Genomic DNA, 14,819 nt, shown 5'->3' with positions numbered 1-14,819 from the left:
GCCGGGAGGAGGGGGGCGCGGGGATGCGCATGTCCGTGGAGCAGCCACTGTGGCGCGCCCTCGTGGCGTACCGCGTCCTGACGATGGGGTACGCGGTCGGGCTGTACTGCTACGCCTACCACGACCTGCGGCACCCGCTGCCCGGCGGAATCTACCTCGGCGTCCTGGGCGTGTGGACGCTGTCCACGCTCGGCCGGGTGATGTCGGCCCGGCGCTGCACCAAGGGCTTCCTCGCCGCCGACCTGACGCTGGCGATCACCGGGATACTGCTGACCGCCCTCGTGGACACCCAGGAGCGGATCACGTCCGGCTCCTTCACGCTGCCGTCCATCTGGACGGCCGGCTCCGTGCTGGCCTTCGCGATCAAGGGCGGCTGGCGGTGGGCCGCCGCCGCCTCCTCGCTGGTCGCGGTCGCGGACCTGGTCGAGCGCGGCGGGGCGGGCCGCGAGACCCTGCGCAATGTGCTGCTGGTCTGGGTCGCCAGCATCGGCATCGGCTATGTCGTCGAGGTCGCGAGGATCAGTGAGCGGACGCTGGCCCGCGCCCTCCAGATCGAGGCCGCCACCCGGGAGCGGGAACGGCTGGCCCGGGACATCCACGACGGGGTGCTCCAGGTGCTGGCGATGGTCCAGCGGCGCGGCAATCAGGCCGGGGGCGAGGCCGCCGAGCTGGGCCGGATGGCCGGGGAGCAGGAGGCCGCGCTGCGAAGCCTGATCAGCGGCGCCCCGATCCCCCTGCCGCGCACCGCGGACGACGTGCCCGGGGGGCCGCACGACCTGCGGACACTGCTCGCGCCGTACGCCTCGGCCCGGGTGACGCTGTCCGCGCCCGGCACCCCGGTGCTGCTCGACCCGGCGGCGGCAGCGGAACTGGCCGCCGCGGCGGGGGCGGCGCTGGACAACGTACGGCGGCACGCGGGCGAGCGGGCGCACGCCTGGATCCTCGTGGAGGACGAGCCGGACGCGGTGCTGGTGACCGTGCGCGACGACGGCCCCGGTATCGCGGCAGGCCGGCTGTCCGCCGCGGCGGACGAGGGGCGGCTCGGGGTGGCCCAGTCGATCCGCGGCCGGCTGCGCGACCTCGGGGGCACCGCTGAGCTGATGTCGCTGCCGGGCCAGGGCACCGAAGTGGAGCTGCGGCTGCCCAGGGCGGAGCGCGTACAGGACGGGGCGACCCCGGTCGCCGCCAACGGAGGAGGCACCGCATGACGGTCGGCGACGACCTGGCAGCACAGCAGACGGTCACGGTGATGGTGGTGGACGACCACCCGATGTGGCGTGACGCGGTGGCCCGCGACCTGACCGAGGCCGGCTTCCAGGTGGTGGCGACCGCGGGCGACGGCCCCGAGGCGATCCGCCGCGCCAGGGCGGCCCGCCCGCAGGTGCTGGTCCTCGACCTCAACCTGCCCGGCGCGTCAGGGGTGCGGGTCTGCAAGGAGGTCGTGGCGGGCGATCCGGCGATGCGGGTCCTGGTGCTGTCCGCCAGCGGCGAGCACACCGACGTCCTGGAAGCGGTGAAATCCGGCGCGACCGGCTATCTGCTCAAGTCCGCGGGCCGCGAGGAGCTGGTCGCCGCGGTGCGCAGGACCGCCGTGGGCGACCCGGTCTTCACCCCCGGCCTGGCGGGCCTGGTGCTGGGCGAATACCGCCGCCTCGCCACCGTCCCGCCGCCCGCCGCGGCGGGCGGCGCCGCCGCGCCCCGGCTGACCGAGCGGGAGACCGAGGTGCTGCGGCTGGTCGCGAAGGGGCTGAGCTACAAGCAGATAGCCCAGCGCCTGGTCATATCGCACCGGACCGTGCAGAACCACGTGCAGAACACCCTCGGCAAGCTCCAGCTGCACAACCGCGTGGAGCTGGTCCGGTACGCGATCGAGGCCGGTCTCGACGAGGACCCGCAGGCCCGCGAGGACAGCGCCATGTGACCTGGGCGGACGCGGGGTCCGGGAGGACTGCCGCGCCGCACACCACCGGCGGCGTCCGGGCGCCGGCCGGTGGCGCGACCGCCGGGACCGGGACCGCGGGACCGGCGCTCTACGCCGACGCGGGCGTCTTCTCCGGCCCGCGCGGCGGGCCTGCGGGCCTTCCCGGGAAGACGCATGCCGACAGCGCTTGCCGCAGGTGTTCTCCGGGACCTATTCTCCCTGCACCCGGCTAGTCCGGCCGCTTCGTTTCCCCCTTTGAGCACAAGAGGAGCGCCCGGTATGGCGGGTGTGGCGAGCGGGCTCTGCGTGCCCGTACTGGCGGTCGCAGGCGGCACCGCATCCGGCAAGTCCACCCTTGCCGATGCGCTGGCGCTGCACCACCCCGACACTGTCGGACTGATCCATCTCGACGACTTCTACGTGTCCGCGCACGATCCGCTGCGCGGCGTCAGGACGCTGAGCGCGACCGGCGCGGAGACCCTGGACTGGAATCACCCGGGGTCCATCGACGCGACCGCGGTGACCGCCGCGATCGACGCGGCCGCCGGGTCGGGCCGCTACCGCCTGGTGGTGGTCGAGGGCCTGTTCGCGCTGACCCTGCCCGCGGTCGCGGGCCGGGCCGCCTGGCGGGTCTACGTCGACACCCCGGACGACATCCGGCTGGCCAGGAAGATCCTCCGCAAGATCGAGGTGCAGCGCCAGGACCCCGGCGTGTCCCTGCGCAACTACCTGTCGCACGGCAGGGAGCGGCACGCCGAATACGTCGCCCCGTCCCGCAACCGGGCCGACCTGGTGCTGGACGGGACCGCGCCGGAGATCGACCTGCTGGCCGCGGTGATGCGGCTGGTCGGCCCGGTCCTCAAGGAGCCGGTCAGACCTGAGCACGCCCGGCAGGCGAGCGCCGTGGCACTCGCCGGCCACCAGGTCGCGGGCAGCGGTGCCGTCCCCGTCTAGCCCGCCGGCGCCAGGACCTCCGCGAGCAGGCCCGCGGCGATCTCCGCGCCGTTCAGCGTCAGCACCGACTCCGGGTGGAACTGCACGCCCGCGAAGCCCGGGCCGCGCATCGCGTGGATGTCGCCGGTGCCCGGGTCGCGGCTCAGCTCGACCCGGTGCATCGCCAGTTCCTCCGCGGCGGTCTCGTCGCAGCGGGCGGTGAAGGAGTTGTAGAAGCCGACCGTCTCCTTGTGGCCGAAGAGGTCGATCGTCCGCTGGGCGCCCTGGAAGGGCTCGGCCTTGCGGACCAGGTCCAGGCCCAGTTCTGCGGCCAGCAGCTCGTGGCCGAGGCAGACCCCGAGCAGGCCGTGCGGGTGGTCGCGGACGAGGTCGGCGGCCAGCTTCCGCAGGAAGCGCATCTTCGGGTCCGCGGTGTCGGCCGGGTCGCCGGGTCCGGGGCCGAGCACGACCGGCCCCTCGTGGCGCAGGGCGGCGGCCCGCAGCTCCGGGTCGTCGTAGCGGCGTACGGTCACCGCGTGGCCCGAGGATCTCAGCAGGTGGGCCAGCATCGCGGTGAAGGTGTCCTCGCCGTCGACGACCAGGGCGTGCGCGGACGGCCGGGGGTGCCCGGTCTGCATCCGCAGCCAGAACGGCGCCAGGTGCGCCCTGCGGGCGTCGAGCGCGGCGCGTACCCGGATGTCGTCGGCCAGCCGCGGCCGGGTCGCGCCCGGGGCGCCGCCCTGCGCCTCGCGCACCCCGAGCGCGGTGAGCACACCCGCGGCCTTGGCGTGGGTCTCGGCGACCTCGGCGTGCGGCCGGGAGTGCCGCACGAGGGTCGCGCCGACCGGGACGCGCAGCTCGCCGGAGGGGGAGATGTCGGCGGTGCGGATCAGGATGGGGGAGTCCAGCGTCTGGGCGCCGCCCGCGTCCCGGCCGATCAGGGCCAGCGCCCCCGCGTAGTAGCCGCGCCCGCCGGGCTCGTGGCGCTCGATGACCCGGCAGGCGTTCTGCACCGGCGAGCCGGTCACCGTCGCGGCGAACATCGTCTCGCGCAGCACCTCGCGGACATCGAGCGTGGAGCGCCCGCGCAGCTCGTACTCGGTGTGCGCGAGGTGCGCCATCTCCTTCAGCCGCGGGCCGACCACGACCCCGCCGAGGTCGCAGACGGTGCACATCATCTTCAGTTCCTCGTCCACCACCATGGTCAGCTCCTCGGCCTCCTTGGGGTCGGCGAGGAACTCCAGCAGCCCGGCGGCGCTCGGGCCCTGCGGCGGGTAGCGGTAGGTGCCGCTGATCGGGTTCATCACGACCGTGCCGCCGGACATCCGCACGTGCACCTCGGGGCTCGCGCCGACCAGGGTGCGCTCCGGGGTGTGCACCACGTACGTCCAGTAGGCGCCGCGTTCGCCGCGCAGCAGCCGGGCGAAGAGCGCGAGGGCGGCGTCCGGGCCGTAGCCGGGGATGCTGCCGCGGAAGGTGCGGCGGATCACGAAGTTGGCGCCCTCGCCGCGGCCGATCTCGTCCTCGATGACCCGCCCGACGATGTCGGCGTAGGCGTCGTCGCCGACGTCGAAAGCGCCGTCCTCGACCCGTACGGGGGTGTCGGGCAGCGCGTCGAGCAGGTCGGTGAGCGGGAGTTCGAGGGTCTGCTCGGGGTGCAGGACGACCAGCGGGGTGCCGTCGTCGCGGACGTCGAAACCGCGTTCGCGGATCTGCCGGAAGGGGATCAGGGCCAGGGCGTCGGTGCGGGGGCCGCCGTCGGCCGGGCCGGTGGGCAGCGCGATGTCGGCGAGCCGGGCGACGGTGGCCACCGGGCCGGTGAGCACCTCCACGACCGCCTCGGGCCGGCCGGGCGTCCTGCGGTGCAGCAGGGCGAACGGCGGGTGGCCGGGGGTGAGCAGACGGGCGACGAGCCGTACGGCGTCGGGGTTTCGTGGCACGGTCGGTGGTCCTTCCTTGACGGCGGGGAAGGGGCGGCGACCGGGCCGGGAAACGCCGAAGGCCGCCCCTGCGGGCGGCCTTCGCGAAGTGCTGCTGCTACGCGCGAATTCAGTGGGCCGCCGGATGAGCGGTCCACCACCAGTTCTGATGCGTCGTCGGTGAATTGTGCGCGTGCATGGGCATGACCCTAGCGCATCGGGGCGGTGCTGGTGATCCGCTGCACATCGCCGGCCCGCAGCCAGGCGACGCGGTGGTTGTAGCGGATCGGGTAGAACAGGTCGGTGCCGGTGACCAGGGTGCGGTCGCCGGCCGCGGTGCCGGCGAAGCTGCCCGCGTACCAGTAGTCGCCCACCGCCTCGGGTCCGGCCTGCGCGTAGGCCTGGCCCGCCGCGACGGTGTACTTCGTCAGGGCGGTGGAGTTGGCCGGCTGGACGGGCACACCGGTCCCCGCGTAGGCCGCGTCCTGCGGGTAGGCCCGGCCGTAGACCGGGATCGTGCCGGACTTCGGGGTGAGCACCGGGGTCGCGGGCAGGACCGAGGTGTCCTGGCCACCCGGGTTGTGGAACCACAGCTTGCGGCCCTGGTACCAGATCGCCGTCCAGTCGGTCTGCGTGGCCGCGACGACATAGGCGCCGCCCGCCGGGACCTTGTCCGCCCAGTTCGAGCCGTCGCTCCACAGCGCGCCGCCCAGGTACGGGTCGGCGGGCAGCGCCGCGGTGGTGGCCGGCGAGGTGTAGAGGTAGACGAAGCCGGCCGGGTGCGCGGCGACCGGCTTGCCGCCGCTGGTGAGCTGCGGCTGGTTCGCCGTGGTGTACGGCGGCACCACCCGGACCAGCTGCCCGGCCGCGGGCGGGCCGACCGCCGCCTCCGGGGCGCCCAGCAGCGCCATGTAGTGGTTCCAGTCCCAGTAGGGGCCGGGGTCCCAGTGCTGCGCCGCGACCTTCGCGTCCAGCACCCCGGGCACCTCGTCGTGGCCGATGATGTGCTCGCGGTCCAGCGGGATGCCGAATTTCCGGGCCAGGAATTTCACCAGGACGGCGGAGGAGTCGTACTCCTGCTCGGTGAACCAGTCGCCGGTCTTGATCGCCCAGCCCTCGTGCTCCACGCCGACCGAGTGCATGTTCACGGTCTTGTTCGCCGAGTGCCACGCCTCGTCCTTGAGCCGCACCATCTGGGTGACCCGGCCGTCGTCGCCGACCAGGTAGTGCGCGCTGGCGTATCCGCTGGGGTTCTGGAATTCGTCGATGCTGCCCTGGAAGGTGCCTTCCATGTCGTGGATGACGATGGAGCGGATGTCCTCGCCGCCCGCGGGGCGGTTCGCCACGTTGTAGTTGCCGAAGTCGTCGGCCGCCGTGCCGGCCTTGGCGTAGGCGGCCGGGACGAAGGCGCAGTGCAGCTCCGCCGGGCACTCGGGGGCGGGGGTGGACGCGGGGTCCGCGGGCGGCGCGGCGCCCGGCGCCAGCGGCACCGTCGCGGGCCGGACCGGGGCCAGCGCCGGGTCGGCGGCCAGCGTCAGCGCCTGGCCGTCGGCGGTGACCCGGCTCTCGCCCGACCGCACCGAGTCGAAGACCCGCTGCACGAACCGGGTGGCGCCGCCCGCCTCGGGGGACTGGCTGTAGCGGGCGATACCGGCCCACCAGCGGCCCGGGTCGGCGGGCAGCGACCCGACGGCCGCCTTCTCGTACCGCGCCAGCAGCGCGGCGCCCGCCCGTACGCTCTGCCGCGGGTCGGTGCGCACCTCGGCCGGGGCGGCGCCGATCAGCTCCGCCGCGGCGTCCAGGGTGTGCAGCCGCGGGTCGGCGGCGTCGGCCTTCGACCGGTCGGTGCCCAGCGCCCGGGCGGCGTCGAAGTTCCGGGACACCAGCGGGTCGCCGCTGAGGTCGAGGTGCGCCAGCCGGTCGGTGCCCGACAGTTGTCCGAGGTCGGCGTCCGCGACCTGCGTCAGGCCCATCACGTTGTAGTTGCCGGTGGTGCTCGGTGTGCCCTGGTGCGACTCCCAGCGCGTCTCCCGGTAGGAGACCGCGAGCAGCACGCTCTGCGGCACCCGGAACTCCCGGGCCGCGGCGGCGAAGTCCGCCTGGAGCGTGGTGGCGGGGGCGGCGCCCGGCGCGCTGCCGGACTGGCTCGCCACTGCCGTGCCGCCGTAGGCGGCCACGGTGGCCAGCGCCACCGCGCCGGCTCCGCGGCCGGCCCACGACCTGCCGCTGCGCCTGCCTCTGCCATGTCTGCACGTCATGCTTCCCTCGGCCTTCCCGCGTGCTCGCGGCACGCGCTCCCTGGGAGCCGTCGCCTCGCAGGGCGGCGGTCGGCTCGGAAACGGGTTGACGTTAACAGTGGTATGTCCGGATTCCCGGTTAGTGGCGCGGACGGCATGTCTCACCCACTGAGCGGGACGAAAAGCAGGTGACACGACCCCGTAATGTGGGGCCCGTGACCGTGAACGCAGACATCCACGCCGGGGGCAACACCTGGCACGCTCTTCCCGCGGCGCAGCAGCCCGAGTGGCCCGACTCCGAGGCTCTGCGCGATGTGATCGCCGACCTCGCCTCGTATCCGCCGCTCGTCTTCGCCGGGGAGTGCGACCAGCTGCGCAGCCGGCTGGCGTCGGTCGCCAGGGGCGAGGCGTTCCTGCTCCAGGGCGGCGACTGCGCCGAGGCGTTCGACGGGGTCGGCGCCGACCAGATCCGCAACAAGCTCAAGACGCTGCTCCAGATGGGAGCGGTCCTCACGTACGCGGCCTCGGTGCCGGTGGTCAAGGTCGGGCGGATCGCCGGGCAGTACAGCAAGCCGCGCTCCAAGCCGACCGAGACCCGCGACGGCGTCACCCTGCCGACCTACCGCGGCGACTCCGTCAACGGCTTCGAATTCACCGAGCAGGCCCGCACCCCCGACCCCGAGCGCCTCAAGCGGATGTACCACGCGTCCGCGTCCACGCTGAATCTGGTCCGCGCCTTCACCACCGGCGGTTACGCCGACCTGCGCCAGGTGCACGCCTGGAACCAGGACTTCGTGAAGTCCTCGCCGTCCGGGCAGCGCTACGAGGCGCTGGCCCGCGAGATCGACAACGCGCTGAACTTCATGGCGGCCTGCGGTACCGACCCGGCGGAATTCCGTACCGTCGAGTTCTACGCCTCCCACGAGGCGCTGCTGCTGGACTACGAGACGGCGCTGACCCGTACCGACTCGCGCACCGGCAAGCTCTACGACGTCTCGGGCCACATGGTGTGGATCGGTGAGCGCACCCGGCAGCTGGACGGCGCGCACATCGAGTTCGCCTCCCGGATCAGCAACCCGATCGGTGTGAAGCTCGGCCCCGGCACCACGCCGGAGGAGGCGCTGACCTACATCGACCGGCTCGACCCGGACCGCGACCCGGGCCGGCTGACCTTCATCGTGCGGATGGGCGCGGACAAGGTCCGCGACAAGCTGCCGACGCTGGTGGAGAAGGTCTCCGCGTCCGGCGCGCAGGTCGTGTGGATCTGCGACCCGATGCACGGCAACACCTTCGAGGCCGCCTCGGGCCACAAGACCCGGCGCTTCGACGACGTGCTCGACGAGGTCAAGGGCTTCTTCGAGGTCCACCACTCGCTGGGCACCCACCCGGGCGGCATCCACGTCGAGCTGACCGGCGACGACGTCACCGAATGCGTCGGCGGCGGCGACGAGATCTTCGTGGACGACCTGCACCAGCGGTACGAGACGGCGTGCGACCCGCGGCTCAACCGCAGCCAGTCGCTCGACCTGGCCTTCCTGGTCGCGGAGATGTACCGCGGGCAGTAGCCCGGGGCGGCGGCCGTCACGGCCGGCACGAGGCGGTACGGAAGGGGCGCGGATCACATCGATCCGTGCCCCTTGTCGCTTTTCCGCATCCTGGCCGACAGGTAAGGTAAGGGTTACCTCAGCTCCTCAGGACCCGGAACGGCGGTGACCGCGTGTACGTCTGCTCCTGCTTCGGCATCACCGAGCAGCAGGTCAAGCAGCACGCCGACGACGGTCGCTGCACTCCCCGGCAGATCGCCTCCGCCTGCAAGGCGGGCACGGACTGCGGGTCCTGCGTCAAGCGCATCCAGAGCCTGCTCGGCCGCGGTACCGGCTGGGCGACCCGTACGGCGCCGGAGCCCGCGGGCGACCCCGCCGCGCCGGTCGTCCTCGTACGCGACGGGGCGCCGCAGCCGGAGGTCTCCGGTGCCCGCCCGCTGCCGCCCGGAGTGCGCGCCGCCTGACCGGCGGGCGTACGGCTCAGCTGTCCGGCTGCTCGATCACCTGCGCGAGGTAGAGCGCCTCACCCAGCTTCTCGATCAGTTCGAGCTGCGTGTCGAGATAGTCGATGTGGTGCTCCTCGTCGGTCAGGATCGACTCGAAGATGTTCTTCGACGTAAAGTCGCCCTTGGCGTGCATGACGTCGATACCGCGGCGCAGCCGGTCGATCGCCTCGACCTCCACCTGCCGGTCGGCCTGGAACATCTCGGTGACGGTCTGCCCGACCCTGACATGGAAGAGGCGCTGGTAGTTCGGCAGGCCTTCGAGGAAAAGAATCCGGTCGGTCAGGATCTCCGCGTGCTTCATCTCGTCGAACGACTCGGCCCTGGTGTACTTCGCGAGCTTCACCCAGCCGAAGTTCTCCTGCATCTTCGCGTGCAGGAAATACTGGTTGATCGCTGTCAGCTCAGCGGTCAGCTGTTCGTTGAGGAACTCGATGACCTCGGGGTCGCCCTGCATGGCAACGCCGTCCTTCCGGCTCGGACGAGTGGTTGCGCGCATCCTCGCACCGAGGAGTGGTCCGATCCAGTAAGTGAACACTTACGCGCGGTGACCGTAATGGGCCGCACCTCCGCGGTGCGGGTTCTCTCCGTCAGGCCGCACGCTTTTCCGTTCTGGCGGTGCTCGGTCAAAAGCACCTCGTCCGGTCTGTCACCATGGAGGCATGGGTCGGTACGAGCGTCGCACGGGAGAGCTGCCGCCGGGCCAGCGGATCCAGCGGGGCTGGCCCGTCACGCATTACGGCCCGGTGCCGCGATTCAAGCCCGACCGCTGGGAGTTCCGGGTCTTCGGCGCGACCGCGGACGGCGACAAGACGTGCTGGAATCACGCGGAGTTCTCCGCGCTCCCTTATGAAACCGTGGTCGCCGACTTCCACTGCGTCACGAAATTCTCGATGCTCGACATCGAATGGGGCGGCGTCGCCACCTCGACCGTGATGAAGCTCGCACCGCCCGCGGACGACGTGACGCATGTGATGGTCTGGGCCGAATACGGATTCAGCTCCAACCTGCGGGTCGAGGACTTCCACGACGCCCAGTCGCTATTCGCCACCCACAAGGGCGGCGAACCCCTCACCGCCGAACACGGCTTCCCTGTCCGGCTGATCGTTCCCGGGCTCTACGCCTGGAAAGGCCCCAAGTGGGTCCGCGGCGTCGAATACATGACGGCGGACCGCCGCGGTTTCTGGGAGGAACGCGGTTACCACAACCTCGGCGACCCCTGGAACGAGCAGCGCTATTCGTACCAGGAGGAGCCGGGCGACGGCCCGGAGATCTAGCCCTCCGGGACCCCGTATTGTCAGCGCACCCAGATGGTGACCGTGGCGCCCTTCGGGGCCTGCCCGCCGCCGTCGGGGGACTGGCTGAAAACGGAGTTGCCGAAGAACAGGTTGATCACCCGGACGTCGAAGCCGGCGTCCTGGAGGGTCTGCTTGGCCTCCGACGACTTCTTGCCCGTGACGTCCGGTACCGGGAAGAGCTGCTGGCCCTTCGACACCGTGATCGTCACCGTGTCGCCGGCCGCCGCCTGGGTGTCCCCCTCCGGGGACTCCACGGCGACGGTGTCCTTGTCGGCCTGGTCGGAGAAGACCTTCTCCGGCGCCAGCACCACCGTGAAGCCCGCGTCCTGGAGCTCCTGCTGCGCGTCGGTGACCGAATCACCGATCACATCGGGCACGTCCACCGCTGAACCGCGCGAGACGGTGAGGGCCACGGGGGTGCCGGGGGCGCGCTGCGTACCGGCCGCAGGCCGCGTCACGATGACCTGGCCCTGCGGGACCGAGTCGTCGAAGGACTTCGTGACCGCGCCCGGGGTCAGCCCCGCCGCCCTGAGCCGCTGCTGCGCGTCGGCCAGGCCGCGGCCCCTGAGGTCGGGCACCCGCACCTCGCGCGGCCCCTTGGACACCGTCAGCTTCACCGTGCCGTTGCTGCGGATCCGCCTGCCCGGCGCCGGGTCGGTGGAAATGACGCTGCCGCGCGGCACGGTCAGCGAGAAGTCCTGGTCCACCCGGGTGTCCAGCCCCGCGGACGTCAGCTTGTGCTGCGCGTCGGCCTGCGACAGCGCCAGCACGGCCGGCACATGGGTGAACTGGCCGTCGCTGACGTACCAGACGCCCGCGCCGACGCCGAGGATCACCAGCAGCGCCGCCAGCACGGCCAGCGGCCCCCTGCGGCCCCGCCCCGCGCGCGGCCTGCCGCCAGGCGGCGGCGGTGGCGGCGACGCGAACGACCGCGCCACCGGGTGCCGCGGATCCGGTGCCTCCGGCGGCGGCAGCGGCAGCCGGGTCGTCCGGTGCAGCGCGTCCGAGTCCTGGCCTGTTGCCGCGGGCGGCCGTGCCACGACGCTGGTCGGCTCCTCCGAGCCGACCGCGCCGCCCGGCACCGCGTCCTCGAACCCGCCCGTGCGCGCGTCCTCGTACGGCCGGTCGTCCAGTTCCTGCGGGCTCAGGCCCGCGCGCACCGCCCGTACGTCGGCGAACATCGCCACCGCGTCGGCCGGGCGGCCCGCCGGCTCCCGCGAGGTCGTCCGCGCCACCAGGGCGTCAAGCCCCGGCGCCACCCCCGGCACGGCGGCGGACGGCGGCGGCACATCCTCGTTCAGCCGCTGCATGATGACCTGCATCGGCGTGTCGCCGGAGTACGGCTTGGCGCCGGTCAGCATCTCGTACAGCATGACCCCGCACGCATACACGTCCGTGCGCTGGTCGACCGTGCCGTGGCCGATCTGCTCCGGGGCCAGATACGACACCGTGCCGAGCAGTGCCCCCGACACGCTGGTCTGTGTGTCCACCGTCCTGACCAGGCCGAAGTCGGCGACCTTGACCCGGCCGTCGTCCCCGATCAGCACATTCTCCGGCTTCATGTCCCGGTGCACGAGCCCAGCCCTGTGCGCGGCGCCGAGGGCCGCGAGCACCGGCTCCAGAATGTCCAGCGCCGTCCGCGGCGACAGCGCCCCGCGCTCGCGCAGCACGTCCCGCAGGGTGCACCCGGCCACATACTCCATGGCCAGATAGACGTACGTCCCGTCGGTGCCCTGGTCGAAGACCCCCACCACATTGGTGTGCGACAGCCGCGCGACGGCCTTGGCCTCCCGGATGAACCGCTCCACGAAGCCGGTGTCCGCCGCCAGCCCCGGGTGCATCACCTTCAGCGCGAGCACGCGGTCGAGGCGGGTGTCCACGGCCCGGTAGACCGTGGCCATCCCCCCGACGGCGATACGCGCCTCGACGCGGTAACGCCCGTCGAGCGTCTGCCCGACCAGCGGGTCCTGCACGGTGGTGTCCACGATGGCCGATTCTACGATCCGCCCCCGACACCGCCGGTGCACGCGCCAGGACTGTGGCCGTGCCGTGGTGTTCCGGAACCAAACCGTGACACCGCGGGTGGCGGCCCCGAAAGCGGACCCGGCGCAGAGCGGACGGGGCCGCAGGTCAGAAGGCGGGTCTTTCCGGGTCGAGGTCGGGAAGGCCGGCGGTGGGGGAGGAGGCCAGGGCGTGGTGGCGGCGGGGGATGCGGCCGGCCCGGTGGGCGAGGCGGCCCGCGGTGACCGCGTGGCGCATGGCCTCGGCCATCAGGACCGGGTGCTGGGCGCGGGTGACGGCGGAGGCGAGCATCACCGCCGCGCAGCCCAGCTCCATCGCCAGGACGACGTCCGAGGCGGTCCCGGCGCCCGCGTCCAGGATGACGGGGACGGTCGCGCGTTCGACGATCAGCCGGAAATTGTGCGGGTTGCGGATGCCGAGGCCGGAGCCGATGGGGGAGCCCAGCGGCATGACCGCGGCGCACCCGACGTCCTCCAGCTTGCGCGCCAGCACCGGGTCGTCATTGGTGTACGGCAGCACGGTGAAGCCGTCGTCCACCAACGTCTCGGCGGCGTCGAGGAGTTCGATCGGGTCCGGCAGCAACGTCCGCTCGTCCGCGATGACTTCGAGCTTCACCCAGTCGGTGCCCAGCGCCTCCCTGGCCAGCCGCGCGGTCAGTACGGCCTCGCCCGCCGTGAAGCAGCCCGCGGTGTTCGGCAGCACCCGGATGCCGTGCCGGGCCAGCACCGACAGCACCGAGCCCTTCGTCGTCGGGTCGAGCCGCCGCATGGCCACGGTCGTCACCTCGGTACCGGACGCCAGCAGCGCCCGATCGAGCACGTCGAGGCTGGGCGCCCCGCCCGTTCCCATGATCAGCCGGGAGGAGAATTCGGCCCCGCCGATCCGCAGCGGGTCGGTCACGGCGCCGGTGGCCGTCGCCATGGCTCAGCCCCCCTGGACCGCGGTCAGCACTTCGACCCGGTCGCCGTCGGCGAGCGGCGTGGCGGACCAGCGGGTACGCGGCACGACCGTGTCGTTGAGCGCGGCGGCCACACCGGAATGGGCGGAGCTGAGCGTGGCGACGAGGGCGTCCAGCGCGAGCGGGGCGTCCAGGGCGCGGGCCTCGCCGTTGACGTGCACGGTGATCGTCATGCGGTCTGCTCCTGTCGCACCGGTGAGAACCGCTGGGCGCCGAAGGCACGCGCGTAGGCCGGGAGTTCGCCCGTGGCCGAGGTCAGCGCCTCGGCCATGACGTCTCCGGTGACCGGGGTGAGCAGTACCCCGTTGCGGTGGTGCCCGGTGGCCAGCAGCAGCCCGTCGAGCGCGGTACGGCCGAGCAGCGGCGCGTTGTCGGGGGAGCCGGGGCGCAGGCCCGCCAGGGCCTCGGTGAGCGGGAGTTCGGTGATGCCCGGCACCAGTTCGTGCGCGTCCCGCAGCAGTTCGTAGACCCCGCCGGCGGTCACCGTGGTGTCCCAGCCGGATTCCTCGCTGGTCGCGCCGAGCACCAGCTCGCCGTCCTCGCGCGGCACCAGGTAGACGTGGCTGCCGCGTACCGCCGCGCGGACCGTGCGCGACAGGAACGGCGCGTGCGCCGGCGGGATCCGCAGCCGCAGGATCTGGCCCTTGACCGGCCGCACCGGCGGCAGTACGTCCGCAGGCAGGCCGGCGATCCGGCCGCTCCCGCTGCCCGCGGCCAGCACCGTGCGGTCGGCGGCGACCGTCGTGCCGTCGGCGAGCACCGCGCCCGTGACGCGGTCGGCCGCGCACCCCACCCGGACGACCGCGGAGCGCAGGAACGCCACCCCGGCCAGCTCGGCCGCCCGCAGCAGCGCCGCCGCCAGCCGGCGCGGGTCGACCTGGTGGTCGCCGTCGATCCGCAGCCCGCCGCGCACGCCGGGGGCGAGCATCGGTTCGAGCCGGCGGCACTCCCGGCCGCTCAGCCAGTGCGCCTCAAGGCCGAGCGAGGTCTGGAAGGCGTGCAGATCGCGCAGTTGCGCGCGGTCGTCGGCGTCCAGCGCGACGGCCAGCGTGCCGCACGGGCGGTAGCCGGTGCCGAGGCCCGTCGCGTCCGTCAGCTCGGCGACGAAGTCCGGATAGCGCGCCGCCGAGGCGAGGTTCAGGTCGAGCAGGGTCTGCTCGCCGTATTGCAGCTCGGTGACCGCGGCCAGCATTCCCGCCGCGACGTGGGCGGCGCCGCCGCCGGGCGCGGGGTCGGCGACCGCGGTGCGCAGGCCGCGCTGCGCCGCGCGCCAGGCCGTCACCAGGCCGATGATTCCGCCGCCGACGATCAGTACGTCGTGGTTGCAGGTAGGCATGGAACTACCGCTCCTCCCTTCGCCGGCATGACCCGGATCAGGTTCTACGGTCGGCGGCCGTCAGCCGCCCTCTCAGCCCGGTCCGCCGGGCTCCCGCGAGTTCGCTTCGCGCGTCTCACCTTATCCCCCCACTCCGCCGCCCCAGCCT

Annotated in this window: 13 protein-coding genes and 1 riboswitch; of the genes, 6 read left to right on the top strand and 7 right to left on the bottom strand. The window is 73.0% G+C overall.

Annotated elements, in window-relative coordinates; genetic code table 11:
• Positions 1 to 23 precede the first annotated feature (23 nt).
• The 3 genes from macS (at position 24) to V7E46_RS27215 (ending at position 2,875) form a co-directional block, all read left to right on the top strand.
• Complete coding sequence (gene macS / locus V7E46_RS27225; RefSeq protein WP_443054361.1) at positions 24 to 1,208, top strand: MacS family sensor histidine kinase; 1,185 nt, start codon at positions 24 to 26, stop codon at positions 1,206 to 1,208.
• Positions 1,205 to 1,921, top strand: a complete 717-nt coding sequence (locus tag V7E46_RS27220) for a response regulator transcription factor (protein ID WP_333770883.1) — start codon at positions 1,205 to 1,207, stop codon at positions 1,919 to 1,921. The genes macS and V7E46_RS27220 overlap by 4 nt, the downstream gene beginning before the upstream one ends.
• A gap of 279 nt (positions 1,922 to 2,200) precedes the next feature.
• Entirely contained in the window at positions 2,201 to 2,875 is a 675-nt protein-coding gene (locus tag V7E46_RS27215) for a uridine kinase family protein (protein ID WP_333770882.1), read from the top strand.
• On the opposite strand, the gene V7E46_RS27210 is transcribed toward V7E46_RS27215, so the two are convergent.
• The gene (locus tag V7E46_RS27210; protein ID WP_333770881.1) at positions 2,872 to 4,794 is read right to left on the bottom strand and encodes an anthranilate synthase family protein; all 1,923 of its coding nucleotides are present in this window, start codon (positions 4,792 to 4,794) and stop codon (positions 2,872 to 2,874) included. The genes V7E46_RS27215 and V7E46_RS27210 overlap by 4 nt on opposite strands.
• Before the next feature lie 188 nt (positions 4,795 to 4,982).
• On the bottom strand, positions 4,983 to 6,965 hold the full coding sequence (locus tag V7E46_RS27205; RefSeq protein WP_333770880.1) for an N-acetylmuramoyl-L-alanine amidase: 1,983 nt from the start codon (positions 6,963 to 6,965) through the stop codon (positions 4,983 to 4,985).
• 260 nt (positions 6,966 to 7,225) lie between these two features.
• Between V7E46_RS27205 and V7E46_RS27200 the strand changes: the two genes are divergently transcribed.
• Together V7E46_RS27200 and V7E46_RS27195 are read left to right on the top strand one after the other, a co-directional pair.
• Positions 7,226 to 8,575 (top strand): class II 3-deoxy-7-phosphoheptulonate synthase, encoded by a 1,350-nt coding sequence (locus tag V7E46_RS27200; RefSeq protein ID WP_329179725.1) that lies wholly within the window; start codon positions 7,226 to 7,228, stop codon positions 8,573 to 8,575.
• Between the two features lie 152 nt (positions 8,576 to 8,727).
• Positions 8,728 to 9,018, top strand: coding sequence for a (2Fe-2S)-binding protein (locus tag V7E46_RS27195; protein WP_333770879.1), 291 nt, complete (start codon positions 8,728 to 8,730; stop codon positions 9,016 to 9,018).
• A gap of 16 nt (positions 9,019 to 9,034) precedes the next feature.
• Here the strand turns inward: V7E46_RS27195 and bfr are convergent, their stop codons facing one another.
• Positions 9,035 to 9,514 (bottom strand): bacterioferritin, encoded by a 480-nt coding sequence (bfr, locus tag V7E46_RS27190; protein WP_329179729.1) that lies wholly within the window; start codon positions 9,512 to 9,514, stop codon positions 9,035 to 9,037.
• A gap of 205 nt (positions 9,515 to 9,719) precedes the next feature.
• Here bfr and V7E46_RS27185 point away from each other — a divergent pair, with 205 nt between their 5' ends.
• Positions 9,720 to 10,334, top strand: coding sequence for a sulfite oxidase-like oxidoreductase (locus V7E46_RS27185; RefSeq protein WP_333770878.1), 615 nt, complete (start codon positions 9,720 to 9,722; stop codon positions 10,332 to 10,334).
• Between the two features lie 20 nt (positions 10,335 to 10,354).
• Here V7E46_RS27185 and pknB read toward each other — a convergent pair whose 3' ends face one another.
• From pknB to thiO, 4 genes are all read right to left on the bottom strand, one after another.
• The gene (gene pknB, locus V7E46_RS27180; protein ID WP_333770877.1) at positions 10,355 to 12,340 is read right to left on the bottom strand and encodes a Stk1 family PASTA domain-containing Ser/Thr kinase; all 1,986 of its coding nucleotides are present in this window, start codon (positions 12,338 to 12,340) and stop codon (positions 10,355 to 10,357) included.
• A gap of 145 nt (positions 12,341 to 12,485) precedes the next feature.
• Positions 12,486 to 13,298, bottom strand: a complete 813-nt coding sequence (locus tag V7E46_RS27175) for a thiazole synthase (protein WP_333770876.1) — start codon at positions 13,296 to 13,298, stop codon at positions 12,486 to 12,488.
• A gap of 3 nt (positions 13,299 to 13,301) precedes the next feature.
• On the bottom strand, positions 13,302 to 13,508 hold the full coding sequence (gene thiS / locus V7E46_RS27170) for a sulfur carrier protein ThiS (RefSeq protein WP_333770875.1): 207 nt from the start codon (positions 13,506 to 13,508) through the stop codon (positions 13,302 to 13,304).
• Positions 13,505 to 14,671 (bottom strand): glycine oxidase ThiO, encoded by a 1,167-nt coding sequence (thiO, locus tag V7E46_RS27165; RefSeq protein WP_333770874.1) that lies wholly within the window; start codon positions 14,669 to 14,671, stop codon positions 13,505 to 13,507. Before thiO ends, thiS begins: the two co-directional genes overlap by 4 nt.
• Positions 14,669 to 14,777: riboswitch (TPP riboswitch) on the bottom strand. (Overlaps the previous gene by 3 nt.)
• Positions 14,778 to 14,819 lie beyond the last annotated feature (42 nt).

Origin of the sequence: Streptomyces sp. IBSBF 2435, assembly GCF_036815005.1 — a bacterium.
In the GTDB taxonomy this organism is placed as follows: domain Bacteria; phylum Actinomycetota; class Actinomycetes; order Streptomycetales; family Streptomycetaceae; genus Actinacidiphila.
Note: the sequence above shows the minus strand (reverse complement) of the source record. Positions and strands in the feature narration are given on the sequence as shown.